The 22,735-nt window shown below is 69.8% G+C and carries 20 protein-coding genes and 1 pseudogene; 11 read left to right on the top strand and 10 right to left on the bottom strand.

Annotation, left to right across the window (positions count from 1 at the left end; translation table 11 throughout):
* Nucleotides 1-157: 157 nt before the first annotated feature.
* From IT371_14355 to IT371_14370, 4 genes are all read right to left on the bottom strand, one after another.
* Nucleotides 158-1,744 (bottom strand): recombinase family protein, encoded by a 1,587-nt coding sequence (locus tag IT371_14355; GenBank protein ID MCC6748837.1) that lies wholly within the window; start codon nt 1,742-1,744, stop codon nt 158-160.
* Nucleotides 1,741-2,298 (bottom strand): DUF2924 domain-containing protein, encoded by a 558-nt coding sequence (locus IT371_14360; GenBank protein MCC6748838.1) that lies wholly within the window; start codon nt 2,296-2,298, stop codon nt 1,741-1,743. Before IT371_14360 ends, IT371_14355 begins: the two co-directional genes overlap by 4 nt.
* An 88-nt stretch (nt 2,299-2,386) precedes the next feature.
* Nucleotides 2,387-2,533, bottom strand: coding sequence for a hypothetical protein (locus IT371_14365; protein MCC6748839.1), 147 nt, complete (start codon nt 2,531-2,533; stop codon nt 2,387-2,389).
* 102 nt (nt 2,534-2,635) lie between these two features.
* Nucleotides 2,636-3,634: a transcriptional regulator gene (locus tag IT371_14370; protein ID MCC6748840.1), complete on the bottom strand. Its 999-nt coding sequence runs from the start codon at nt 3,632-3,634 to the stop codon at nt 2,636-2,638.
* Nucleotides 3,635-3,847: 213 nt separating this feature from the next.
* Between IT371_14370 and recA the strand changes: the two genes are divergently transcribed.
* From recA to IT371_14390, 4 genes are all read left to right on the top strand, one after another.
* Nucleotides 3,848-5,056, top strand: coding sequence for a recombinase RecA (gene recA, locus IT371_14375; protein MCC6748841.1), 1,209 nt, complete (start codon nt 3,848-3,850; stop codon nt 5,054-5,056).
* Nucleotides 5,057-5,257: 201 nt separating this feature from the next.
* Nucleotides 5,258-5,836, top strand: a complete 579-nt coding sequence (locus IT371_14380; GenBank protein MCC6748842.1) for a virulence RhuM family protein — start codon at nt 5,258-5,260, stop codon at nt 5,834-5,836.
* Complete coding sequence (locus tag IT371_14385; protein MCC6748843.1) at nt 5,833-7,095, top strand: DNA repair exonuclease; 1,263 nt, start codon at nt 5,833-5,835, stop codon at nt 7,093-7,095. Before IT371_14380 ends, IT371_14385 begins: the two co-directional genes overlap by 4 nt.
* Nucleotides 7,092-10,625, top strand: a complete 3,534-nt coding sequence (locus IT371_14390) for an AAA family ATPase (protein ID MCC6748844.1) — start codon at nt 7,092-7,094, stop codon at nt 10,623-10,625. The genes IT371_14385 and IT371_14390 overlap by 4 nt, the downstream gene beginning before the upstream one ends.
* Before the next feature lie 56 nt (nt 10,626-10,681).
* Here the strand turns inward: IT371_14390 and IT371_14395 are convergent, their stop codons facing one another.
* Both IT371_14395 and IT371_14400 read right to left on the bottom strand, forming a co-directional pair.
* Nucleotides 10,682-11,851, bottom strand: a complete 1,170-nt coding sequence (locus IT371_14395; protein ID MCC6748845.1) for a Fic family protein — start codon at nt 11,849-11,851, stop codon at nt 10,682-10,684.
* A 112-nt stretch (nt 11,852-11,963) separates the two neighbouring features.
* Nucleotides 11,964-12,767, bottom strand: coding sequence for a hypothetical protein (locus IT371_14400; GenBank protein ID MCC6748846.1), 804 nt, complete (start codon nt 12,765-12,767; stop codon nt 11,964-11,966).
* Nucleotides 12,768-12,859: 92 nt separating this feature from the next.
* Here IT371_14400 and IT371_14405 point away from each other — a divergent pair, with 92 nt between their 5' ends.
* The 7 genes from IT371_14405 to IT371_14435 all read left to right on the top strand — a co-directional run bounded on the left by IT371_14405 (nt 12,860) and on the right by IT371_14435 (nt 20,403).
* Nucleotides 12,860-13,318, top strand: coding sequence for a DUF1801 domain-containing protein (locus IT371_14405; GenBank protein MCC6748847.1), 459 nt, complete (start codon nt 12,860-12,862; stop codon nt 13,316-13,318).
* The gene (locus IT371_14410) at nt 13,315-14,013 is read left to right on the top strand and encodes a class I SAM-dependent methyltransferase (GenBank protein ID MCC6748848.1); all 699 of its coding nucleotides are present in this window, start codon (nt 13,315-13,317) and stop codon (nt 14,011-14,013) included. Before IT371_14405 ends, IT371_14410 begins: the two co-directional genes overlap by 4 nt.
* A 25-nt stretch (nt 14,014-14,038) precedes the next feature.
* Nucleotides 14,039-14,845, top strand: a complete 807-nt coding sequence (locus IT371_14415) for a dioxygenase (GenBank protein MCC6748849.1) — start codon at nt 14,039-14,041, stop codon at nt 14,843-14,845.
* A 123-nt stretch (nt 14,846-14,968) separates the two neighbouring features.
* Entirely contained in the window at nt 14,969-16,339 is a 1,371-nt protein-coding gene (locus IT371_14420) for a sigma-54-dependent Fis family transcriptional regulator (GenBank protein ID MCC6748850.1), read from the top strand.
* Nucleotides 16,326-18,761: a PAS domain S-box protein gene (locus IT371_14425; GenBank protein ID MCC6748851.1), complete on the top strand. Its 2,436-nt coding sequence runs from the start codon at nt 16,326-16,328 to the stop codon at nt 18,759-18,761. Before IT371_14420 ends, IT371_14425 begins: the two co-directional genes overlap by 14 nt.
* A gap of 182 nt (nt 18,762-18,943) precedes the next feature.
* Nucleotides 18,944-19,348 carry a response regulator gene (locus IT371_14430; GenBank protein MCC6748852.1) on the top strand — a complete coding sequence of 135 codons (405 nt, stop codon included), beginning with the start codon at nt 18,944-18,946 and terminating at the stop codon, nt 19,346-19,348.
* Nucleotides 19,345-20,403, top strand: a complete 1,059-nt coding sequence (locus IT371_14435; GenBank protein MCC6748853.1) for a hypothetical protein — start codon at nt 19,345-19,347, stop codon at nt 20,401-20,403. Before IT371_14430 ends, IT371_14435 begins: the two co-directional genes overlap by 4 nt.
* Before the next feature lie 34 nt (nt 20,404-20,437).
* On the opposite strand, the gene IT371_14440 is transcribed toward IT371_14435, so the two are convergent.
* The 4 genes and pseudogenes from IT371_14440 to IT371_14455 form a co-directional block, all read right to left on the bottom strand.
* Entirely contained in the window at nt 20,438-20,977 is a 540-nt protein-coding gene (locus IT371_14440) for an SRPBCC domain-containing protein (protein MCC6748854.1), read from the bottom strand.
* 6 nt (nt 20,978-20,983) lie between these two features.
* Nucleotides 20,984-21,433: pseudogene (locus IT371_14445) on the bottom strand (SRPBCC family protein).
* Nucleotides 21,434-21,531: 98 nt separating this feature from the next.
* Nucleotides 21,532-22,326 (bottom strand): alpha/beta hydrolase, encoded by a 795-nt coding sequence (locus IT371_14450; protein ID MCC6748855.1) that lies wholly within the window; start codon nt 22,324-22,326, stop codon nt 21,532-21,534.
* A gap of 46 nt (nt 22,327-22,372) precedes the next feature.
* A complete protein-coding gene (locus IT371_14455; GenBank protein MCC6748856.1) occupies nt 22,373-22,681 on the bottom strand; it encodes a hypothetical protein in 309 nt (102 codons plus the stop codon).
* Between the last annotated feature and the right edge of the window lie 54 nt (nt 22,682-22,735).

Genomic DNA, 22,735 nt, shown 5'->3' on the forward strand with positions numbered 1-22,735 from the left:
CCACCCCGCGCTCCACCTCCGTCACCAGCTTCTGCCAGAACGCCTGCGACCGTCGTGTGCTCGTCATCCCGCGAGTCTGGTCTGCCGCCTTGTCCTCGTCGAGAGGTCCGAATCCGGACGGTTACGTCCTTGGGCGCCTCGCTCGGCTTCGTCTCGTTCATGGGGTCACATCGATCGCCCGCGCCCCCTCCGCGGCGCTCGGCGCGACGTCCGTTAGGAAGGCGCGGACGTCGCCGTTCGGCTCGTCGACCTCCACGCGCGCGACCACGGCGCGCACCAGGCGGCCTCGGTTCTCGTTGCTGAGTCGGTCCCAGATCTGATCGAAGTCGGCGAGGCACCGCTCCACCCACTGGGTCTCGAGCTCGGTGTCCTCGAGCAGTGCGAGCCGGCGCTGCACGTCGACGAGCCGGGACTCGAGCCGGCCGAGCTTGTCCCCGGTATCCTGGAGCTTGGCGTCGAGCAGGCGGCGCGCGGTCCCGGTGACGTTGCTCGCCGTCTCGACCAGGCGCTTGCCCTCGGTCGAGACGGCCGCGATCTTGAGCGGCAGCTCCGCCCGCTCGTCCTCGAGAGGCTTGCGCTCGCTCTCCAGCCTGGCCTTAGCGGCATCGGCCACCGCGTTGAGAAGCTTTCCGTCGGCGAGCGCCTCGCGGACGCGCTGGACCACGAAGCCCTCGATGGCGGCCGCGGGGAGCGGGGCCGAGGCGCACGCCTCCTTGCCCTTCTTGTCGCGCGTCGAGCAGCGGTAGTAGCGGTAGATCTTCTCGCCCCGGCGGTTCGAGGCCGGGGTGAAGGCCTTGCCGCACCGGGCGCAGCGCAGGAGGCCGGTCAGGATGTACTCGGGGTTGCGGCCGTGGTGGACGGTCCGCATGCCACCCTTCTCGGCGAGCAGGAACTGCACGCGCTCGTAGACGTCCCGCCCGATGATGGCCTGGTGCTCGCCCTCGAAGACCTCGCGGCCGACGGACATCAGCCCCGCCGCGATCGGGCTCGCCAGCACGATCAGCACGGCGTTCTTGTCCCACTCGCGCGCGCCGTGGCTGTTGCCGTTCTTGGCGACGTGGTGCTTGGTCGTCCGGTGCTCGGCGTTCAGGGCCTTGGCCACGGCCACCGCCGATCGCCTGTCGAGGTAGAGCTCGTAAATCCGCCGGACCAGCGCGGCCTCGACCTCGTTCACGACCAGCTTGCGGTCGACGACGTCGTAGCCGAGCGGCGCGATGCCGCCAGTCCACTTCCCCTTTCGGCGCGAGGCGGCGATCTTGTCCCGCGTCCGTTCGGCGATCATCTCTCGCTCGAACTCGGCGAAACTCATCAGCATATTCAAGGTGAGGCGGCCCATCGCGTCGGCGGTCGAGAAGTTCTGGGTGACGCTGACGAAGGCCGCGCCGGACCGGCTGAAGCGGTCCATCACCTTGGCGAAATCCAGGAGGGAGCGCGAGAGGCGATCGACCTTGTAGACCACCACCACGTCGATCTTCCCCGCCTCCACGTCCTGCATCAGGCGCGCGAAGGCTGGTCGCTCGAGGTTCGCGCCAGTGAAGCCGCCGTCGTCGTAGTGCTGGGGCAGGAGCTGCCAGCCGATGCAGGCCTGGTTGCGGACGTACTGCTCGCAGGCCTCGCGCTGCGCGTCGAGCGAGTTGAACTCCTGATCGAGACCCGCCGACGTGGACTTGCGCGTGTAGATCGCGCAGCGTTTGACCTCGGGCGCCGGCGCGCTCGCCCTGCTTCCATTCCGCCGAGCGCTCATCCGACGTCTCCGGCCAGCTCAGGCTCGGTCGCTCGCGGGCGGCGCTTGAGACCGAAGAACAGATACCCGTTCCAGGGGGTGCCGGCGATCACCCGCGCCAGGTGGGAGAGCGTCTGATAGCGCTCGCCCTGGTACTCGAAGCCGTCGGCGAGGACCGTCACGCGGTGCTCGACGCCTTTGTGGACCCGGACCAGCACCGAGCCGGCAGGCGGCAGACGGGGATCGCGGGTGACGTCCTGCCCCGGCGCCGCCACGATGGCGACCGCGGGCCCCGGCCCCGGCTGCGTCGAGCGCCACCGCACCGGCGCCAGCGGCGCCAGCTCCTCGATCTTCGCGAGCGCGCGCGGCGGCAGGCCGCCCTCGGCGAGCTCCTGGATGCGCCAGCCGACCTTCTTTCGCAGGTAGCTCTTGTTCCGGGTGCGGGTCGGCACGCCGAAGACCTCGCGGTACTTCTCCACGAGCTCGCCCACGGACAGCTTGTCGAGCGCGGCCAGCTGCTCGGCGACCGTGGCCGCCGCGGCCCGGTCCTTCCTGATCTGTTCCCTCTTGCCCATGCCGGCGTCTCCTTCGCGACGAGGGTCGTCGCCAAGGGACATGACGGCGTTGGTTCTCCGGGATGGCAAGGCAAGAACCTCTTTCCATTTAACAGGTTGAGGCATCGCGAGCTTCTCGGTCGCGGGCTCGCGCCTCGAGCAGGAGGTCGACCACCGCGATGGCCAGGACGTCCACGACCACCTGCCGCCGGGCTTCCCGCGCCAGCGGCTTGGTGCCATCGCCGGGCTTCGTCATCGGCTTCTTGGTTGCTGGCTCGTCTCCGGACACCGCGCCTCTCCTCTGAAGAAGAAACGCGGATCGAAACGGCGATTTGGGACAGGTGGCGGAGGTGGTCGGCTACTTTCTTGAATATCGAGCCGCCACCCGGGCCGTCTCGGCGCCGATCTCCTCGCGCAGGCTCTCGGGCTCGAGCACCTCGGCCTTGTCGCCGAAGCCGAGCACCCAGCTCAAGAGCTCGACCGTGCCGGCGACCTCCATGTTGAGCTCGACGCCGCCCTCGACCTTCTTGAGCTCCTGCGTCGGGTGCCACTGACGCCGGCGCACGTAGCGCGCGACTTTCTCGTCGAAGAAGATGCGCACGCGGGTGCGCGGCCCACCGATGAGGCCGAACGCGCCCTCGGAGAGCTGGGAGGGCTGGTAGTCGGCCGGGTACTCGAACTTCTCGCCCTTCAGCCACTCGACCTCCTTGAAGCCGTCGAGCGAGAAGGTCCGCAGGCCCTGATGGTGATGGCTGTGCCCGGCGAGGTAGAGCCCCTTCTTGTAGATGAGGAGCGTGTAGGGATCGAGGAGGAATGGCTTCTGGTACTTGGCGACGCTGCCGTGGGTGACCCGCAGGCGCTCCTCGCGCAGGAGCGCGGTGATCATGTCGTTCACGTGCTCGATGCGATCCTGGTAGAGGTGCGGCGCCTCGTTGACGTCGTGGATCTTGCGGTCGAGGTTTCGCGCTGCGACGAAGTCCTTGCGCTTGAGCAGGGCCTCGAGTCGCGCGAAGACGTCGTCGAGGTCTTCCTTGAAACCGGTGCCCGCGAGGAAGTCGAAGACGCGCCGCGAGAGGTAGAGCGAGATCATCTGGCTCGTGCTGAGCGTGATCGTCTGGTGGCGGGCGCTCGGCATCAGCCGCCAGACCGTCTTCCGGTCCTCGCGATCTTGGTAGAGCGGCTCCTCGCTCGCTTGCAGGGCGCGCACGTAGCGGATCGCCGTGCGGACGCTCACGCGAAGCCGCTCGGCGATCTCGTAGACGGTGACCCCGCCGGTGGAGTTGATCAGGTCCTTGAGCTCGTTGAGGCGGCGGGCGGGCGCGTAGCGTTCGGGGCTTTTCTTCTTCCTCTTCTTCACGGTGGCCTCGTCGAGCCGTGCCTGGTCTGACAGAACTTGTCAGAGTAGAGCACGCGTTAACCTGCCGCGTCCAATCGCTTTTCTCGTCTCGCTGCCTCCTCCGCTGTCCTGATCGCCGGATCAGTCCTCGATCCCGCAGGTTGCGAGCTCTGACCGCTTTTGTCAGAGGTACCCCGTAACCTACTCAAAGAGATCAAGAAAAGGAGATCAGCGATGGAGACCAGGACCGAGAAGAACGAGAAGAGCCAGGCCGTGACGGCAGCGGTGGCCGCGATCGAGAAGCAGTACGGCAAGGGCGCGATCATGCGCCTCGGGGAGAAGGGCGCCGCCCCCGAGGTGGAGGTCATCTCCACCGGGTCGCTGGGGCTGGACCTGGCGCTCGGGGTCGGCGGGCTACCTCGCGGCCGGGTGGTCGAGATATACGGTCCGGAGTCGACGGGCAAGACCACCCTCGCCCTGCACGCGGTGGCCGAGGCCCAGCGGGCCGGCGGGGTCTGCGCCTTCATCGACGCCGAGCACGCGCTCGACGTGGGCTACGCCAGGAAGCTCGGCGTGCGGGTGGACGACCTTCTGCTCTCGCAGCCGGACTGCGGCGAGCAGGCGCTCGAGATCACCGACATGCTGGTGAAGACGAACGCGGTCGACGTCGTGGTGGTCGACTCGGTGGCGGCCCTCGTCCCGAAGGCCGAGCTCGAGGGCGACATGGGGGACTCGCACGTGGGGCTGCAGGCCCGGCTCATGAGCCAGGCCCTGCGCAAGCTCACCGGGTCGTGTGCGCGGAGCAAGACGCTGGTCATCTTCATCAACCAGCTCCGCATGAAGATCGGTGTCATGTTCGGCAGCCCGGAGACGACGACGGGGGGCAACGCGCTCAAGTTCTACGCCTCGGTGCGGCTCGACATCCGCCGCGTCGGCGTCCTCAAGGAGGGCGAGAGCGTCGTCGGCAGCCGCGCGAAGGTGAAGGTGGCCAAGAACAAGATGGCCTCGCCCTTCCGGGAGGCGGAGTTCGACCTGCGCTACGGCGAGGGCATTTCGCTGGCCGGCGAGGTCATCGACCTCGGGGTGGAGGCCGGCCTGATCGAAAAGAGCGGCAGCTGGTACTCCCACAACGCGACCCGCATCGGCCAGGGCCGGGAGGCCGCGCGGCAGTACTTGTTGGAGCACGTCGACGCGCTCCAGGAGGTGCGGCGCCAGCTCCTCGAGAAGCACGGCATCGGGAAGCCGACCGCGTTCGAGGCCGAGAGCGCCGACAAGAAACCGGTGGCGCCGGTGGCTGCCACGCCGGTGGCCGCGACGACGGCCCCGACGGCGACCCCGGCGGCGGCCAAGCCATCACCGCCGACGGCGGCCAAGCCCGTGGCCCACGCTCCCGCGGGCGCGGAGAAGCCGGCGCCGAGGAAGCCCACGGCCGCGGCAGCCTGAGGGCTCGGCCCTGACGAGCGCCGCGTGAGGTCTTGTGCATCCTAAGGGGGGGCGATAGCTTCTCGTCGCGCTCAGGGGGAGCCCACCCAACAGGTCAGAATGCCGGCGCTTCTTCGAGGGACGGACGATGCCTGAACGGTGGGTTTCCGTGGGCGACGTCGCGAGCCACCCTGGCGTGGCGAAAGACAAGGAGGTCGCTGCATGACCCGAGGGCCGCGAGACTCGGTGCCCATCCCGAGCGACTTCCTCCTCTACGCCGCCCCCGATGGCGCGGTGAAGGTGCGCGTCCTCTTCAAGGATGACACCGCGTGGCTGACGCAGAAGGCGCTTGCCGAGCTGTTCGGCGTCGGCGTGCCGGCCATCAACAAGCACCTGAAGAGCATCTTCGAGTCCGAGGAGCTCAGCAGGGCTGCAACTGTTTCCAAAATGGAAATAGTTGGTCGGGAGGGCGAGCGGGAGGTCACGCGGGGGGTCGAGTTCTACAACCTCGACGCGATCATCGCCGTCGGGTACCGCGTGAACAGCTGCCAGGCCACGCAGTTTCGCATCTGGGCGACCAAGACCCTGCGCGAGTTCATCATCAAGGGCTTCGTACTCGACGACGCGAAGGTGCCACTCACGCAGGAGTTCTTCGCGGGCGTGCAGAACAAGCTCCACTGGGCCATCACCGGCCAGAGGGCGGCCGAGCTGATCTACACGTCAGCGGATGCGACCAAGCTCTTCATGGGCCTGTCGACGTGGAAACGCCGCACCCGCGCATCAGAGGGGAGCCCACCATGAAATTCCTCCACGCCGCCGACCTGCACCTCGATAGCCCCTTGCGGGGGCTGGCCCGGCACGAGGGAGCACCGGTCGACGCGCTCCGCGGCGCGACGCGCGAGGCGTTCAATAATCTGGTGGAGCTGGCCATCGAGGAGAGGGTGGCCTTCGTGCTGCTCGCGGGCGACCTCTACGACGGCACCTGGCAGGACTTCAGCACGGCGATCTTCCTGGCGAGAAAGCTCGGCGAGCTGGACCGGGCGGGCATCCGGGTCTTCGGCGTGCTCGGCAACCACGACGCCGAGAGCAAGCTCACCAAGGCGCTGGAGAAGCCGAAGAACCTGACGCTGTTTCCAGCGAACAAACCCCGAACAGAGGTCCTTGCGGAGATCGAGGTCGCCATCCACGGCCAGAGCTTCGGCCAGCAGCACGTCGAGGAGAACCTGGCTGCCGGCTTCCCCGCGGCGAGGCCGGGGATGTTCAACATCGGCCTTTTGCACACGAGCCTGGACGGTCGCGAGGGCCATGCCGACTACGCTCCGTGCAAGCTCGACGACCTGCGGGCCAGGGACTACCAGTACTGGGCTCTCGGCCACGTGCACGCGCGCGAGGAGGCTTCGACGGACCCGTGGGTGGTCTTTCCCGGCTGCCTGCAGGGTCGGCACGCCCGCGAGACCGGCCCCAAGGGGTGCTGCCTGGTCACCGTCGAGGACGGCCGGGTCGAGAGCGTCGAGCACCGGGTGCTGGACGTGGTCCGCTGGGCGAGCTGCGAGGTGGACCTCGGCAAGGTCACCAGCCTGCAGAGCGTGCTGGACAGCGCCAGCAAGGCCCTGCGCGAGGCCGTCGACGACGCCGAGGACCGCATCGTCGCCACGCGGATGCGCTTCGTCGGTGCGAGCCCAGTCCACGCGGAGCTCCGGGGCAAGACCCAATGGCTGCGGCAGAAGCTCCTCGAGCTGGCCGCCGAGCTCGGGGGAGAGGACCTGTGGATCGAGAAGGTGGAGCTGGCCACCACCGGCAAGCTGGACCGGGGAGCGGTGCTCGCGGGAGACGGAGCCCTGGGCGGCCTGGCCAGAAGCATCCTGGAGGTCCGTGAGGAGCCGAGCGCCGTACGAGGGCTCGAGGCAGCCCTGGCAACCTTCCGGGAGAAGCTCCCTCCGGAGGTGTTCGTCGGAGCGGATGGGCTGAGACTCGAGGACCCGGAGGTCGTGGCCCGGCTCATCGAAGAGGCCAAGGAGTTGCTCCTCGGCAGGCTCCTCCAGACCGGGGGTGCGTCGTGAAGATCAAGCGACTCGACCTGCTCGCCTTCGGTCCGTTCACCAAGGAGACCCTCGATCTGAGCGACGGCAAGCCCGGGCTGCACGTGGTGCAGGGCCCCAACGAGGCGGGCAAGAGCTCGACGCTGCGGGCGCTCAAGGCCTGGCTGTTCGGCATCGAGGCGCGCTGCACGGACAACTTTGTCCACGACCACAAGCAGCTTCGCGTGGGCGGCGTCCTCGAGACCTCGGGCGGCGAGGAGCTGGCCTGCGTGCGACGCAAGGGCAACAAGGACACGCTGCTCGACGCCGGAACGGAGGCGCCCATCGGCGACGACACCCTGAGCAAGCTGCTGCCAGGGCTCGACGAGAAGCTCTTCTCCCAGCTTCACGGCCTCGACCACGCCGGGCTCGTCCAGGGTGGCCAGGCCATCCTCGAGCAGAGCGGTGACCTCGGAAAGTCCCTCTTCGGTGCGGCGCTCGGGACCATGGGGAAGACCAACCTCCTCGGCGAGCTGGCTGCGGAGGCGGACGGCCTGTTCAAGTCCAGGGGGCAGAACCAGCTCATCAACGCCGCCGCCGCGAAGCTCAAGGAAGCCCGGCGCGAGGAGAAGCAGGCGTTGGTCTCGGTGAGAGAATGGAAGGACCTCCAGAAGGAGCTGAAGGAGGCAGAGGAGGCCGTCGCCCGGATCGATGCGGCGATCGCCGAGGCGAGACGTGGCAAGAGCAAGCTCGAGCGCTTCAGACGGGTCGCTGGGCCCCTGGCCGAGCGCCGCGAGCTGCTCGAACGCCAGGCCGGCCTGGAAGACGACGTGCTGCTCTCCGAGGACTTCGGTGCGCGTCGGCAAGCCGCCCTCGACAAGCTGTCCCTGGCCGGGGAGCGGCTGCAGAAGGCGAGCGCCAAGCTCGACCGGGTGCAAAAGGAGGCTGGCGGGATCGACGTCCCGCAGGGTCTGCTCGAGAATCGGGAGGCCATCGAGGAGCTGCAGCTTCAGCTGGGCGCCTTTCAGAAGTCGGTGAGAGACAAGCCCGCGCAGGATGCCAAGCGCCGCGATCACCGCAACGCGGCGCAGGACCTGCTCACCGGCATTCGCCCGGACCTCGACCTCGAATCGGTCGAGACCCTGAAGCCGCTCCTCAACAAGAAGCGGCTGATCGCCACCCTGGCGCAGGACTCGAGCCTGCTCAAACAGAAGACGGGGCAGCTCGAGGCCAAGCACCGCGAGCTGTCCGACGAGAAGGCCAGCCTCGAGCAGCAGCTGGAGGCCCTGTCCGGGCCCGGCCAGGACGTGGCCTCGCTGCAGGCCGCGACCCGGGCCGCCCGCAACGAAGGCGACCTGGCGAAGGCGCTCCACAAGGCCCGCAGTGCGGCGAGTCAGCACGAAGAGGCCTGCTCCCGCGAGCTGTCCCGCCTGGGCAGGTTCGACGAGAACCTCGAGGAGCTGACCCGACAGGCGATGCCCGAGAAGGCCGTGCTGGACAGCTTCGAGAGGAAGTTCGACGCGCTGGACGAGCAGGCTCGCGAGACGGTTCGTCGTCAGGCCGAGGCGAAGCAGGCGCTAGGGCACCACGAGGAGAGCCTGAAGGCCTTGCTCCGCTCGAGCCAGGTCCCCTCGCTCGACGAGCTCCAGGCGGCCCGCGACCACCGCGAGCAGGGCTGGCAGCTCATCCGCGGCACCTTCATCGACGGGACGGACCCTGGAGCTGCGGCCACGCAGTACGCCGGTCGCAGGGATCTCCCCGGCGCCTACGAGCAGGCCGTGCTGACGGCTGACGACATGGCCGACAGGCTTCGCGTGGATGCGCAGCGCGTTCAGGAGCGGGCGTCGCTGGAGAGCCAGATCGAGGCCAAGCAGGAGCTTCTTTCCAGGCTCGACGGCACGCTGAGCGAGCAGGCAGCCTCCCGGGGCCAGCTCGAAATCGCCTGGCAGGCTGCCTGGAACGGGATCACCGACCAGGTCGGTACGCCCAAGGAGATGAAGGAGTGGCTGCAGCGCGTGGAGCAGCTCTTGCAGAAGGCCGGGCAGCTCGACGGCGCGAAGGCGGAGGTCCGTGTGCTGGAGGCCACGCAGGCCTCACACCTCGAGGCCCTCACGGCCGAGCTGAGGAAACTTGGCCAGCAGCCAGAGCCCGAGACGGAGGGGCTCGAGGCGCTTCTTGCCCGCTGCGAGCAGCTCGCCAGCCAGCAGGAGAGCGCGACCCGGCGAAAGAGGGAGCTCGAGGCTGCGCTGCAGAAGCTCGAGCTCCAGCTCAAGAACGCAACGGAGGCGCGGCGCCAGGCCGAGGAGGAGCTCGAGCGCTGGGGCCTCGACTGGGCCGAGGCCGTGGAGGGCCTGGGCCTCGGGACCAACCCGCACCCCGACCTCGCCCTCGCGACGATGGAGAAGCTCGAGGCGCTCTTCGGGCAGCTGAAGGAGGCCGACACCGCCCACAAGCGCATCTACGGCATGGACAAAGACGAGGAGCGCTTCACCGCGGCGGTGACCCAGCTCGCGCAGCGAATTGCCCTCGACATGGGCGAGCAAACCCCGGCCGAGGTCACCCAGAGCCTGGTCCGGCGACTCGGCAAGGCCCAGGCGGACGCCGCCAGTCTGCAGAAGCTGCGGGCCCAGCTCCGCGAGCTGGAGGAGGAGGTCGCAGAGGCTCGCCAGGAGATCCAGCTCGCCGAGCAGAGTCTAGCCGCGCTGCGGGTCGAGGCAGGCGTTGCGACCGACGAGGAAGTGGCTCCGGTCGCGGAGCGCTCGCAGCATAAGCGCCAGCTGGCCTCCCGGCTCGAGACCCTGCAGCAGCAGCTCCATCAGTCCGGCGAGGGTCACCGCATCGACGAGCTAGAAGAGGAAGCCCGAGAACTGGACGCGGACCAGGCGGGTAACGAGCTGACCCAGCTCGACGCCAAACTCCCCGTCCTGGAGCGCGAGCGAGATGCAGGGCGGGACCACCGGCAGGCCCTGCTCGTGAAGCTCCAGACCCTGGATGGCTCGTCGAAGGCTGCCGAGGCCGCGGAGCGTGCCGAGCAGCTCGTGGCCGGCATCATCCCCGACGCGGAGCAGTACCTGCGGCTCACGATCGCCCGCCTCATCCTCGAGGAGCAGATGGAGCGCTACCGCCAGGAGAACCAGACGCCGGTGCTCAGGCGCGCGGGCGAGCTCTTCGCCAGGCTCAGCCTGGGCTCCTTCTCGGGTCTTCGCGACGAGCTCGATGACGACGGCCAGCCCGTGCTTCTCGGCGTCCGCCCCGACAAGACCGAGGTGAGTGTGGATGGTATGAGCGACGGCACCCGGGATCAGCTCTTTCTGGCCTTGCGACTCGCGACCATCGAGCTGCAGCGGGACCAGCAGGATCCCCTGCCCTTCGTGGTCGACGACATCCTGGTCGGATTCGACGACGCGCGCAGCAAGGCCTGCCTCGAGGTCCTCGCCGAGTTCGCGCAGAAGACCCAGGTCCTCGTCTTCACCCATCACTCGATGGTCGCGCAGGCGGCCAAGGAGCTCGGGAAGGAGAAGGGGGTCTTCGTGCACGAGCTGACACGATGCACGCCATCGTCCCAGCCGTGAAGGCGGCCAGCGGCAGAGGCCTAGCGTCGCTGGGCTCGGAGCCCGGGAACCCGCCCTTACTCGAGCTCCGTCCCGACGCGTAGGAGGTCGAGGTATTTCGTGTAGCTGAAGGTCCGGTCGCGCCGGCGACCTGTCGTCTCGGCAAGAACCCCAACCTCCTCGAGGAGCGAGACTGCCTTCGCAGCAGTCGGCTTCGTCGTCTGGAGGAGCCTGACCATCCCGGAGATCGTCACGACCGGATGGCGTGGCAGCTCCTCGAAGAGCCGTGACGCGACGACCGACGCCTTGCTCGCAGCCAGGACACGCGCACGGTCATCGCCGACCAGGGCAAAGAGGGCCCGCGCGCTCTGCACCGCCTCCTCCGCGGTGATCGCTACTCCCTCGAGGAAGAATGCGGTCCACCCCTCCCAGTCGCCGTCCGTTCGTACCCGGCTGAGGACGCGGTAGTAGTCCTCCCGCCGGCGCTTGAAGAACAGGCTCAGGTAGAGAAGCGGCTGCGAGAGCAGCTTCCACTCCTGGAGGAGCAGGATGACGAGCAGCCGACCAAGGCGCCCGTTTCCGTCGAGATAGGGGTGGATGGTCTCGAACTGCACGTGCGCGAGCCCGGCGCGAATCAGCGCCGGCGCCGAGTCCTCGGCGTGGAGGTATTTCTCGAGATCACCCAGGAGGCGGGGGACCTCCTGCGGTGGAGGGGGCACGAACGCCGCGTTTCCCGGTCGGGTGCCGCCGATCCAATTCTGGCTGCGTCGCACCTCACCGGGCTGCTTCTCTGCGCCGCGAACGCCCTTCATCAGGCGACGGTGGGTCTCGTTGAGCAACCGGACCGAGAGTGGCAGGCCGTCCTCGCGGGCAAGCTCATCTCGGGCGAAGGTCAGCGCCTCGAGGTAGCTGCAAACCTCCTGCACCTCTACCTCGCTCGCGGGCTCAGGCCGGGCGCCCGCCTCGTAGGAGAGGAGGTCCACGAGCGTCGCTTGCGTGCCCTCGATCTGTGACGAGAGCACCGCCTCCTTGCGGACGAAGGCGTAGACGAACCACTCGATCGACGGCACCATCTCGCCGGCGAGCTCGAGCCGCGAGAGTGCGTGCTCGGCCGCCCGGAGTAGCTCGCGGGCGCGCAGGTCGAGCGCGAGGGGCGGATCGGCCGGCGGGAGCGCGTGGGGGATGAAGGCCGCGACCTCCTCGTCGCCGGCGGTCTTGCGATGGTATCTCCCCGTGATCCTTACCATGGCCGCTAGTAAAGAAGTCTTGCCCAGAGCAGAGACAAAGTAAAGCAGCCTTTACCAACGCGACGGAGCGGGGCCGGCCTCGGTGGCGCCGTCATTCCGACCTGCCGGCGGCTCACTCCCCTGGCGCGACGTTGAAGACCAGCGTCGCGGGGTCGAAGACGAAGTCGGCGTAGGCGAGCTCGGCCTCGCCCGGCGGATGCCAGACCGCCTGGCCCGCGGTCGGCAGTCGGCGGCCGCCCACCTCCTGCCAGCCGGCCACGGGGGTGGTCCAGCGGCAGCGCTTCACCTGGGCAGGGTCCTTGGGGTCCGCATAGAAGCGGTCGGTGGTCTCGAAGTCGAGCGGCGCGCCCTCGTCATCGACGAGCACCCGCGCGCTGACGGTGCGGCCGTGGTCGACGATAGACAGCCCGAAGGAGCGGTCGTCCACCTCGCGCCACGTCACCTCGGGCACGAGGAGCAGGGTCGGGGCGATCAGCACGCCGTCGTTGAGGTAGGTGACCAGCTCCCCCGTGTCGTAGGCCTCCCCGGTTCCGTCACCGACGGTGACGAGGTCGAGCAGGCGGATGAGCATGCGCCCGCGACCGTCGGCGTAGGTGTCGCGTCCGAGGACCGGCACGACGCCGCAGAAGCGAAGCTGCAGGTAGAAGATCCGCGCCAGGGCAAGCCGCGTGTTGTACTGCCAGGCCTCGCACCGCATCCACGCCTCGTCGCGCGAGCGGCGGAAGCGCCCCGTGAAACCGAGGCGGAACGACCAGTCGCGCGGTCGGCCGAGGACCCGCATGAAGCGGAGGTAGCGGCGCGCGGTCTCGGGGAGCGGCGCGAGGTCCGCCTCGGTGATCGGCGCCACGTTGACCTCGGGGCCGGGCCGCACAGGCAAGCCGAGCCTCGCGAGCTCTCGCAGGAACTTCTTTCGCATCGCAGGCCTCCCTCCAGGGTGGCGCGAAGTATAGGCCGATACGTCGCGCGTGAAGGTACCCGCGGCGATAGATCGGGGTAGACTTCCGGCCCATGCCAGCCAGAGCGAAACCAAAGGTCAAGCCCAGCGCGGAAGCGAAGCGCGGGACGGGCGAGGCGGCCTCTCGCCGCATCGACGAGCGGCTCCGGTCCCTGGGTGGCTGGCGCGCCGCGATGCTGGCGGAGGTTCGCCGCCTGATCCACGAGGCGGACCCTGAGATCGCCGAGGAGTGCAAGTGGGTCAAGCCCAGCAACCCGCTGGGCACGCCGGTGTGGTCGCACGCGGGGATCGTTTGCACGGGAGAGGCCTACAAGCAGGTGGTCAAGCTGACCTTCGCCCGGGGCGCCTCGCTCAAGGATCCTCGGGGGCTCTTCAACGCCAGCCTGGAGGGCAACACGCGTCGCGCCATCGACCTCCGCGAGGGAGAAGCGCTGGACGCCGAGGCGTTCAAGGCCCTGATCCGGGCCGCGGTGGCGGAGAACCTGCGGTCCAGCGCGGCGTCGTCGCGATGAGCGACGCTCGGACGGTCTATGACGTTCATCCGGGGGAGTACGACGCGCTCGTCCGGCGCGAGGATCGCGAGGGCAACCTGCTCAAGGGCATCCGGGCGATCACCCCCCTCGAGGGTGCCGAGGTGGTCGAGCTCGGGGCGGGCACCGGGCGGGTGACGGCGCTGCTCGCTCCCCACGTGCGGTCCATCGTGGCCTTCGACCTCGCGGCCCCGATGGTGCGGGTGGCCCGGGGCAACCTGGCCCGCCTCGGCGCCGGTCGGTGCGCCTTCGGCGTGGCCGACAACGCGTGTTTGCCGGTGGCGAACGACGCGGCCGACCTCGCGGTCGCCGGCTGGAGCTACGGCCATCAGACGGTCTGGAACGAGCACGGCTGGAGGGCCCCGATCGAGAGCGCTCTCGGCGAGCTGCTGCGCGTGCTCAGGCCCGGTGGCACGGCCCTGGTCATCGAGACGCTGGGCACCGGCCACACGGTTCCGTTCGATCCGCCGACCCAGCTCGGGCGGTACTACGCCCTGCTCGAGGAGGAGCTCCACTTCGAAAGGAGCTGGATTCGAACGGACTACGAGTTCTCGTCGCTGGCCGAGGGCGAGCGCCTGGTCGGATTCTTCTTCGGTGACGAAGCGGCCAGACGCTTCGCCTCGCGCGGCAGCCGGGTGCTGCCCGAGTGCACGGGGCTGTGGTGGTGCAGGAAGTAACGGAGCGCTGCAGGAGCGAGGAAAGATGACGACGCCCCGCGAGACCGAGCCAAGCCGATCTGACGGACGCATGCCGGTCATCTTCGCCGCGCACGGCGCGCCGATCCTCCTCGACGACGCGGGGTGGATGGGCGAGCTCGCCGCGTGGGCGAAGGCGCTGCCGCGGCCGTCGAGCGTACTGATGGTCTCGGCGCACTGGGAGGAGCGGCCGACCACGCTGGGGGCCACGGCGACCGTACCGCTGGTCTACGACTTCTACGGCTTCCCCGAGCGGTACTACCAGACCCGGTACCCCGCCCCCGGCGCGCCCTCGCTCGCCGCGCGCGTGCGGGACCTCCTGCGGCAGCAGGGGATCCCGTTCACCGACGACCCGGCTCGCGGGCTCGACCACGGGGCCTACGTGCCGCTCGTGCCGATGTATCCCGCGGCGGACGTCCCCGTGCTCCAGGTGTCGATGCCCGGCCTCGACGCGCCGGAGCTCTTCGAGCTCGGCCGGGCCCTCGCGCCGCTGCGCGACGAAGGCGTGCTGATCTTCGGCAGCGGGTTTCTCACGCACAACATGCAGTTCGCCTTCCGCCCGGGCACGCCGCAGTGGGCCCGCGACTTCGATAGCTGGGCCCACGACGCGCTCGCGCGTCTCGACGTCGACGCCCTCCTCGACTTCCAGGCTCGCGCGCCGGCCGCCAGGGTGGCCCTGCCGACCTGGGAGCACTACGCGCCGGTGCTCGTCGCCGCGGGCGCGGTGGCCGACGAGAGACCTCGCACCACGTTTCCCATCACCGGCTGGTGGATGGATGGGGCGTTCACGAAGCGCTCGGTGCAGTTCGGCTGACGTACGCGCCGCCTCTCACTGCTCCCGGGGTGGGCGCCTCGCCGCGCCCGGGGCTGGGTCTGACCGCCAGATCGGGTAGAATGCCTGCCACGCGCGAAGGGGCGCGCGGTGGCAGCGACGGAGATGGCGACTTCCATCCTCGTGGTCGATGACGAGCAGGACTTCCTCGACAGCGTGGCGCGGGGGCTGCGGCTCGAGGGCTACGCCGACGTGACGGGCGTCGTCCGGTCGACGGAAGTGGCGGCGCTGCTCGACGAGAAGACCTTCGACTGCGCGTTTCTGGACATTTCGATGCCGGGGCCCGACGGGATCGAGCTGCTGCAGCTCATCAAGGAGCGCAACCCGCAGACCGAGTGCATCATGGTCACGGCCCACCAGAGCATCCCCCTGGTGATCCGGGCGATGAAGCTCGGGGCCTACGACTACCTCGTCAAGCCGACCACGCCGGAGGAGCTCTGTCACGCGCTGGACCGCGCGCTCGAGCGGCGGCGGATGCTCGAGGCCTTGCGGCTGCGGTCGGACGAGGCCCACGACCAGGCGCTCGCGCAGCCCGCCGCGTTTTCGGACTTCGTCACCGCCGACCCGCACACCCTCCGCCTGCTGCGCGAGGCCGAGCTGCACGCGGTCTCGCAGATCCCGATCCTGATCACGGGCGAGACGGGCGTGGGCAAGGAGGTGCTGGCCCGCGCCATCCACCAGGCGAGCCGGCGCAGGGCGGGCCCCTTCGTCCCGGTCAACCTGCTCGCGGTGACGCCCTCGCTCTTCGAGTCCGAGTTCTTCGGGCACGTGAGGGGCGCCTTCACCGGGGCCGACCGCGACCGGCCCGGTTACCTGGCCCGCGCCCGGGGCGGCACACTCTTTCTCGACGAGATCGGCGACCTGTCGCTCGAGACCCAGGGCAAGCTGCTCCGCCTCCTGCAGGAGGGCGAGTACGTGCCGGTCGGCTCGACGCGCACCGAACGGGCCGACGTGCGCATCGTCGCGGCGACCAACCAGGACCTGGCGCAGCGGGTCGCCGCGCGCGCCTTTCGCAAGGACCTCCTCTATCGGCTGCAGTTCGCCCATCTGCACCTGCCGCCGCTGCGCCGGCGCAAGGAGGACCTCCCGCTCCTCGCCGAACGGCTGCTCGGCGCGTCCACGTCGCATCCGCAGGCTCGCCTCTCCGAGCCGGCCGAGCTGGCCCTCCTCGGGCACGACTGGCCGGGGAACGTGCGCGAGCTCAAGGGCGTGCTCGAGGCGGCGGCGAACCTGGCCCAGGGCGGCGTGATCGAACCCCAGCACCTGCGCCTCGGCGCGGCCGGCAGGTCGGCTCCGGTCAAGGCCCTCGGCCAGGCGGTCGAGGTCGGGCAGCTCGAGCCGCTGGCCGACGTCGAGCGGCGGCACATCCTGGCGGTCTACGCGGCGGTGGGGCGGAACAAGAGCCAGGCCGCCCGCGTGCTCGAGATCGGCCTGCAGACGCTGCATCGCAAGCTCAAGGCCTATGGCGTGGGCTAGAGCCGTGACGCGCGCGCGGCTCGTCGCGACGTTCGCACCGCTCGTGGCTCTTTGCTCGCTGCTCCCGAGCTCCGCCCGGGCCGAGGAAGAGGCCCTCGTCCTCCGTGGCCCCGGCCAGAGCGGCCCCGAGTGGATCCGCGCGCCCTTCCGGGCCCGCGCCGGCGACGATCCGGCGTGGGCGGCCCCGGGGCTGGACGACAGCGGCTGGCAGGCGGTGGGCTCGGCCCTCTGGCACGGAGCGACGGTGAAGGGCTGGTCGGGGATCGGCTGGTTCCGGCTGAAAGTAGACGTCCCGCCGGAGCTGGCCGGCCGGCCGGTGCCGCTTCACGGCCGCTACGCGGGCGCGGCCGAGCTGTTCGTCGACGGCGTGCGGCAGTTCGCCGTCGGGGACCCGGGCGCCGTGGCCTCGACGGGAACGACCCCGGTGGACTTTCGGGCCGACCCACCGCGCTGGGTCATCTTCCCCCGGGCAGGGCGTCACGTGATCGCGGTGCGCTTCGCCTCGCGGCACCTCGCGGCCCTCGGGCGCATCGACTTCCCGGCCGGCTTCGAGCTGGCGCTGGGGCACCCCCCGGGCGCCCGCGCGTCCACGACCGCCTCCGCCCTGCGCCTCGCCCCGCCCTTCATCGGCGCGACAGTGGCGCTGGCCCTGCTCCACCTCCTGCTCTTTCTTTTCCATCGCGACCGACGCGAGAACCTGCACTACGCCCTCGCGGCGCTCGGTGTCGCCGCCATCACCGCCAGCCAGGAGGCGCTGGGCCGGGCCACCACCGCCACCCAGGTGCTCCTCTTCGTGGGAGCCTTCGGAGCGGCGGTCTCCCTCTCCAGCGTGTTGCTTCTGCGCTTCTACTACGCGGTCTTCGCGCCCCGGCTGCCCCGCAGGTACTGGGCGCTCCTCGTCGTTGGGGGCTGCGTCGCGCTCGCCGCCTGGGCCACGCCGCGCACGGTCTACTACGGCTTCGCGGGGCTCGTATCCCTCGAGCAGTTCCGCGTGCTGATCGTGGCGGTGGCCAGGCGCGTCAGCGGGGCCTGGATCATCGGCCTCGGCGGCGCGCTCTGGGTCGCGGGGGCCGCGCTTCAGATGCTCGGGGACACCGGGCTCATCCCGCTCCTGTCCCACGCCTACCTCTATGGATTCCTCGTGCTCCTCGCCTCGATCTCGGTCTACCTCGCGCGCGACATCGCCCGCGACAAGGACGCGCTGGCCCGCAAGCTGGTCGAGATCGAGGAGCTCTCGGCGAAGGAGCGCCGGGCGAAAGAGCGCTACCGGGCGATCTTCGAGACGACCGGCACGGGCACGATCCTCTTCGACGACGACGCCGTGATCTCGCTGGCCAACGACGAGTGGGCGAAGCTGACGGGCTACGCGCGCCCCGAGATCGAGGGGAAGCTGACCTGGATGGCCTTCTTCAGCGAGCAGTCGCTAGAGAAGATGAAGGGCTATCACGCCGTGCGGAGCCGGGACCCCGGCGCGGCCCCCCGCACCTACGAGGCCCAGCTGCGGGATCGACGCGGCAGGCTCCACGACGGGGTGGTGACGATCAGCCTCGTCCCGGGGACCACCGAGCGCGTCGGGTCGTTTCTGGACCTAACCGAGCTGAAGCGCGCCCAGCAGCAGATGATCCGCGCCGACAAGATGGCCGCGCTGGGGCAGATCATCGCGGGGGTGGCCCACGAGATTAACAACCCAAACAACTTCATCCATTTCAACCTGCCCATCCTGCGCCGGTACGTGGAGGCGATGCGTCCGCTGCTCGAGCTCGAGCTCGAGAAGAACCCCGACCTGGAGGTGTTAAACCTGCGCTACGAGGCCTTCCTCGAGGACCTGTTCAAGCTGATCGAGAACATGGAGCACGGCTCCCAGCGCATCACCGCGATCGTCGCGGACCTGAAGAACTACATCCGCGGCGGCGAGGACCTCGAGCTGAAGCCCGAGTCGGTGGCGAAGGTGATCGACCAGGTCATGGCCCTGGTCGGCAAGCAGGTGGGCAAGATGGTCACGCGGTTCGACGTCGAGGTGGCCGAAGGGCTCCCGCCGGTGCGGATGAACGCCGGCAAGATCGAGCAGGTGCTGATCAACCTGGTGATCAACGCCGGTCAGGCAGCCGACAAGGCGTCGTCCTGGGTCAAGCTCACCGCCCGCGCGACCGCCGCGGGGGACGGAGTCGAGGTGCTGGTCGAGGACAACGGCGCGGGCATCCCCGTCGAGAGCCTGGAGCAGATCTTCGAGCCCTTCTTCACCAGCAAAGGGCGCGACGCGGGCACGGGGCTCGGGCTGTCCATCTCGCAGCAGATCGTCGAGGAGCACGGGGGTCGAATCGAGGTCACGAGCGAGCTCGGTCGGGGGAGTTGCTTCACCGTGCGCCTCCCCGCGGCGCGATCCGACGGAGGCGCCGCGCGAGCCTCGATCATTTCGAACTAGCTCACTTTGGTATAGCTCCGCAGGTCTTGCCGTGGTCCCGCACCGTTAGTCCCGCCGGCGTACCGTTTTGGCCTGCTCGAGGGCCGCCTCGCGCGCGGCCCCTCCGCGCCCAAACTGCCGCCAGCTCACCCATCGCCGCGTCGTGCCCCGCTGGCACGTCGATTGCCCTATTCAGGCGCGTGATGCAGGCGAGAAGACAGGTATTGCTCGTCGAGGACCAGGCCGATCAGCGGGAAACCCTCCGTCGCGGGCTCTTCCTGCTGGGGCTCGACTGCGTGACCGCTGGCTGCGCGGCCGAAGCGCTGGCGCACCTGCAGGGACCGGCCGGCGATCGCGTCGAGCTCCTGCTGACGGACCTCACCCTGCCGGGCACCTCGGGAGCACAGCTCATCGAGCGGGCGCGCGCGACGCGGCCTGGCCTGCCGGTGCTGGTGATCACCGGGCTCGCCCTCTCGTCGGAGGTGACGGCGCTCCGGGCCCGGGGGATCCCGATCCTGCGCAAGCCGTTCACTCCCGACCAGCTAGGGAACGCGATCGCCGCGGCCGTCGCCGCCGATCGAGGCACGAACGAAGGAGACCTCCCATGACCACGCGATCAAAGACCACCACGCACACGCTCGGATCGCTCGGGCTCGCCGCGCTCGTCGTGTCGGCCCTCGCTTCCCGCCCCGCCGCGGCGGCAGAGCCGACCGAACGCGCACCTGCCGCGACCCGCGCGAAGAGCTACCGCCACGCGCCGGTGACCCTGTGGCTGGCGCCCCATGTGGGCACGGGCGGCATGGCCACCGGCACGCTGAAGACCAACCTGGCGGTGTCGCTCGGCGCGAGCGCCTACGCCCGCCTGGAAGGCGTGGACGTCGGGGTGGGGGCAAGCTGGGTCACCGAGGCGATGCGCGGCGTCCAGACGACGGCCGGCTTCAACTTCGTCGGCGCCGACGTGAGGGGCGCGCAGATCTCCGTCGGGGCCAACGTGGCGCTCGACCGGGTAAGCGGCGCACAGGTGAGCTCGGGCGTGAACGTCGGGCCCGCCATCGGGGGCGCGCAGATCGGTCTCGTCAACATCGGGGGCCAGGTGAGCGGAGCGCAGGTGGGGCTCGTCAACATCGGCCGCCGCGTGAAGGGAACCCAGATCGGCCTGGTGAACGTGGCCGAGGATTCCAGCGCGCCGCTGGGCCTGTTCAATCTGATCAAGAACGGGCAGCAGCACCTGGCGCTCTGGGCCAGCGACAGCGCGCCGCTGAACCTCGGCCTCAAGCTCGGCGGCCGGTACGTCTACGCCGTGCTCGCCGCCGGCCTCGAGACCTCGGACGGCAAGAAGCGCTGGTTGGCGGGGTTCGGAATGGGTGGCCACATTCCGCTCAGCGAGCGGTTCTACCTCGAGACCGACCTGCTCCACTGGCACGTCAACGAGGACGAGGCCTGGACCGACGGCCAGAACGCGCTGACCACCCTGCGCCTCGTCGGCGGCTACCGCCTGCACCGGCGCTTCTCGCTCTTCGCCGGCCCGACGCTGAACCTGCTCGTGACCAGCGTCGGCGGCGGCGAAGGCTTCGGCCTGATCCGCGGCGCGCGCCTCACCGCGGACGGCAGTGCCACCACCGTCCGACTCTGGCCGGGCTTCTCCGCCGGGTTTCAGATCTGAAGCCGCTGCGCCCGCAGCCGGCCCTCCGCGCGTCTCACCCGAGTGTCGTCAGGTACGCATCGAGGCGGTCGTACATGCCACCGACGCCCTGGCCCATGCTCGGATGGCCCGCGAGGAAGGTCTGTCGCTCCTCGAGCGGGGCGTGGAGGGGAAGGGAGCGGGCGAAGAGCAGCGTCCGGCCGTCGAGCTCCGTGAGGGTGAGGACCGACAGCACCTCGAGCGGCCAGCCCGGGCTCAGAGGGTGGCGGACGGGGGCGCCTGCCTCGTCGGTGAAGGAGACCACGTAGGCCAGGCGCGCGGGCGCAGTGACCTCGCGGTAGACGAACCGCCCGAAAAGGTCCGCGGGTCCACCGGTCATGGCGTAGCGAAACTGGCCGCCTGGGCGCAGCTCGGAGGACACGACGCGCAGCCCCATCCCGGCGGGCCCGAACCATCGGCCGAGGTGCGCGGCCTCAGTCATCGCGCGGAAGAGGAGCTCCCGCGGAGCGGCAAAGACCCGCGTGAACACAAAGTCGGGCTCGCCAGCTCGCGGCTCTGCTCCCTCGAGCACGCCCGCAGCCAGTGCCTCGCGCATCGTGCCCAGGTAGCCATCGAGGCGCGTGAGCGTCTGCCGGCCTCCCTCGACGGCGTAGGTTCGCACCTCCGCGGTCCGCGCCTCCGTCGGGTGGGTTTGCCGCAGGGTGACGCGCGTCCCCCGGTCCTCGTCGGCGAAGGTGATCGTCACCTCGAACGCGGGGTAGTCGGCCGCGCACGAGCTGTGGTGATAGGCAAGCCGCTGCTCCGCCTCCACCTCCCGGAAGAGGATCTCGTTCGGATAGTCGGTCCCGTCGGGCCCGTGCATGGTGAAGCGCCAGCGCCCGCCGGGCCGCACGGAGAGCTCGTGAATCGTATTCCGGAAGCCGAACGGGCCCCACCAGTGGATCACGTGCCCGGGCTCGGTGAAGGCGCGGAAGACGCGCGCGCGGGGGGCGTCCACGCGGCAGGTGAGGACGAGGTCTCGTGCGCCGCTCTCGACGAGGGTTGCGGTCATGTGCTGCTCCCTTCGGTGGTCTGCGGCGAGGGGTGCCCCTCGTGTCCCTGGCACGGAGGCCGGGCCCCTCTCGCCCGCGGTGCCGAAGTATGCGGCGGTTATCGGCGCGTGACGAACGCCTCCAGCGCAGCGATGAAGGCCGCCGGCTCCTCGACCTGGGGAAAGTGACCGGCGCCGGGGATGAGGTGGAGCTCTGCACCGGGGATGCGAGCCTGCAGCTTTCTTGCCGCGTCGGCGTTCGTGCCGATCAAGCGGTCGGCCTCGCCCCAGAGCAGCAGCGTGGGCGCGCTCGGTGCCGGACCACCGTCCCCCTCGATGATGCACGCGGTGAGCGCGGCGAGCTGCGGCGGCTCGCGCTGGTGGAGCAGCGAAACCACCTCGGGCGGCGCCTTCGCCGCGTCGGGAAAGGCCCGGCCGAGCGCCGCGGGGGTGTACGCGACCCGTCGGGCGATGGCACGCATCAGGGCCCGACCGAACCCCGTGCGCCCGATCCACAGCATGGGCCTCGGCGTCCGGCCCACGGGCAGGCCGTTCACGAGGACGAGCCCGCGGCAGCGCGCGGGGAAGTCGCCGCCGAAGCGCCACACGACGGACCCGCCGAACGAGTTGCCGACGAGCTGCGCGCTCTCGACGCCGAGCGCGTCGAGCAGACCCGCCAGCCAGCGGGCATAGCGCGCGTAGGTGCCGAGCGACGGCTGCTCGGTCCAGCCGAGGCCCGGGAGGTCCGGCGCGATGACCCGGAAGCGCTCCGCCAGCCGCTCCCACACGGGGCGCCAGTGGACCCGAGCGTCCCCCCAACCGCCGTGCACCAGCACGAGCGGCGCCCCCTCTCCTCCGACGAAGACGCGCGCCGGACTCCCTTCGACGGTCACCTGCCGTTGTTCGATTCCCATGGTCCCCTCCCAGGTCTTGAACCAAACCGCGCTTCGCGCGAGCGCTTCACTCGCCGGCGTCTTTGCCCACCCTCGCACGTAGCCAGCCGAGCAGTGGGGGCGCCTTGTCAGCGCAGTGCTGCTCGAGAAAGGCACAGAGCTGCTTCATCTGGCCAGGGCTTAGGTCGCCAAAATCAAACGGCGGTCCGTCGGTGTGCCAGTGCAAGTGCCCGTTCTCGAGGAAGTCGTCCCAGTGATCGGCGTCCTGGTAGAGCGCGAGCGGAAGGCCGATGCGCTCGAGGTGGAACCGGTTCTCACCGATCCACGTCTTCCACGCCTTGGTCCGCGCGGGGTCGCCCTGTCTCCGGTAGGTCATTCGCGTCTCTCCCACGCATTTGTCCCTGCGAGACCGGGGGCCTGCGCCGCGCGG

Source organism: Deltaproteobacteria bacterium (assembly GCA_020848905.1).
Classification (GTDB): domain Bacteria; phylum Myxococcota_A; class Polyangia.

Excerpts from the sequence above, each read along its gene's own strand:
- IT371_14355 (MCC6748837.1), bottom strand. The coding sequence starts at position 1,744 with ATGAGCGCTCGGCGGAATGGAAGCAGGGCGAGCGCGCCGGCGCCCGAG.
- IT371_14360 (MCC6748838.1), bottom strand. The coding sequence starts at position 2,298 with ATGGGCAAGAGGGAACAGATCAGGAAGGACCGGGCCGCGGCGGCCACG.
- IT371_14365 (MCC6748839.1), bottom strand. The coding sequence starts at position 2,533 with ATGACGAAGCCCGGCGATGGCACCAAGCCGCTGGCGCGGGAAGCCCGG.
- recA (MCC6748841.1), top strand. The coding sequence starts at position 3,848 with ATGGAGACCAGGACCGAGAAGAACGAGAAGAGCCAGGCCGTGACGGCA.
- IT371_14380 (MCC6748842.1), top strand. The coding sequence starts at position 5,258 with ATGACCCGAGGGCCGCGAGACTCGGTGCCCATCCCGAGCGACTTCCTC.
- IT371_14385 (MCC6748843.1), top strand. The coding sequence starts at position 5,833 with ATGAAATTCCTCCACGCCGCCGACCTGCACCTCGATAGCCCCTTGCGG.
- IT371_14395 (MCC6748845.1), bottom strand. The coding sequence starts at position 11,851 with ATGGTAAGGATCACGGGGAGATACCATCGCAAGACCGCCGGCGACGAG.
- IT371_14400 (MCC6748846.1), bottom strand. The coding sequence starts at position 12,767 with ATGCGAAAGAAGTTCCTGCGAGAGCTCGCGAGGCTCGGCTTGCCTGTG.
- IT371_14405 (MCC6748847.1), top strand. The coding sequence starts at position 12,860 with ATGCCAGCCAGAGCGAAACCAAAGGTCAAGCCCAGCGCGGAAGCGAAG.
- IT371_14410 (MCC6748848.1), top strand. The coding sequence starts at position 13,315 with ATGAGCGACGCTCGGACGGTCTATGACGTTCATCCGGGGGAGTACGAC.
- IT371_14415 (MCC6748849.1), top strand. The coding sequence starts at position 14,039 with ATGACGACGCCCCGCGAGACCGAGCCAAGCCGATCTGACGGACGCATG.
- IT371_14420 (MCC6748850.1), top strand. The coding sequence starts at position 14,969 with ATGGCGACTTCCATCCTCGTGGTCGATGACGAGCAGGACTTCCTCGAC.
- IT371_14425 (MCC6748851.1), top strand. The coding sequence starts at position 16,326 with ATGGCGTGGGCTAGAGCCGTGACGCGCGCGCGGCTCGTCGCGACGTTC.
- IT371_14430 (MCC6748852.1), top strand. The coding sequence starts at position 18,944 with ATGCAGGCGAGAAGACAGGTATTGCTCGTCGAGGACCAGGCCGATCAG.
- IT371_14435 (MCC6748853.1), top strand. The coding sequence starts at position 19,345 with ATGACCACGCGATCAAAGACCACCACGCACACGCTCGGATCGCTCGGG.
- IT371_14440 (MCC6748854.1), bottom strand. The coding sequence starts at position 20,977 with ATGCGCGAGGCACTGGCTGCGGGCGTGCTCGAGGGAGCAGAGCCGCGA.
- IT371_14450 (MCC6748855.1), bottom strand. The coding sequence starts at position 22,326 with ATGGGAATCGAACAACGGCAGGTGACCGTCGAAGGGAGTCCGGCGCGC.
- IT371_14455 (MCC6748856.1), bottom strand. The coding sequence starts at position 22,681 with ATGACCTACCGGAGACAGGGCGACCCCGCGCGGACCAAGGCGTGGAAG.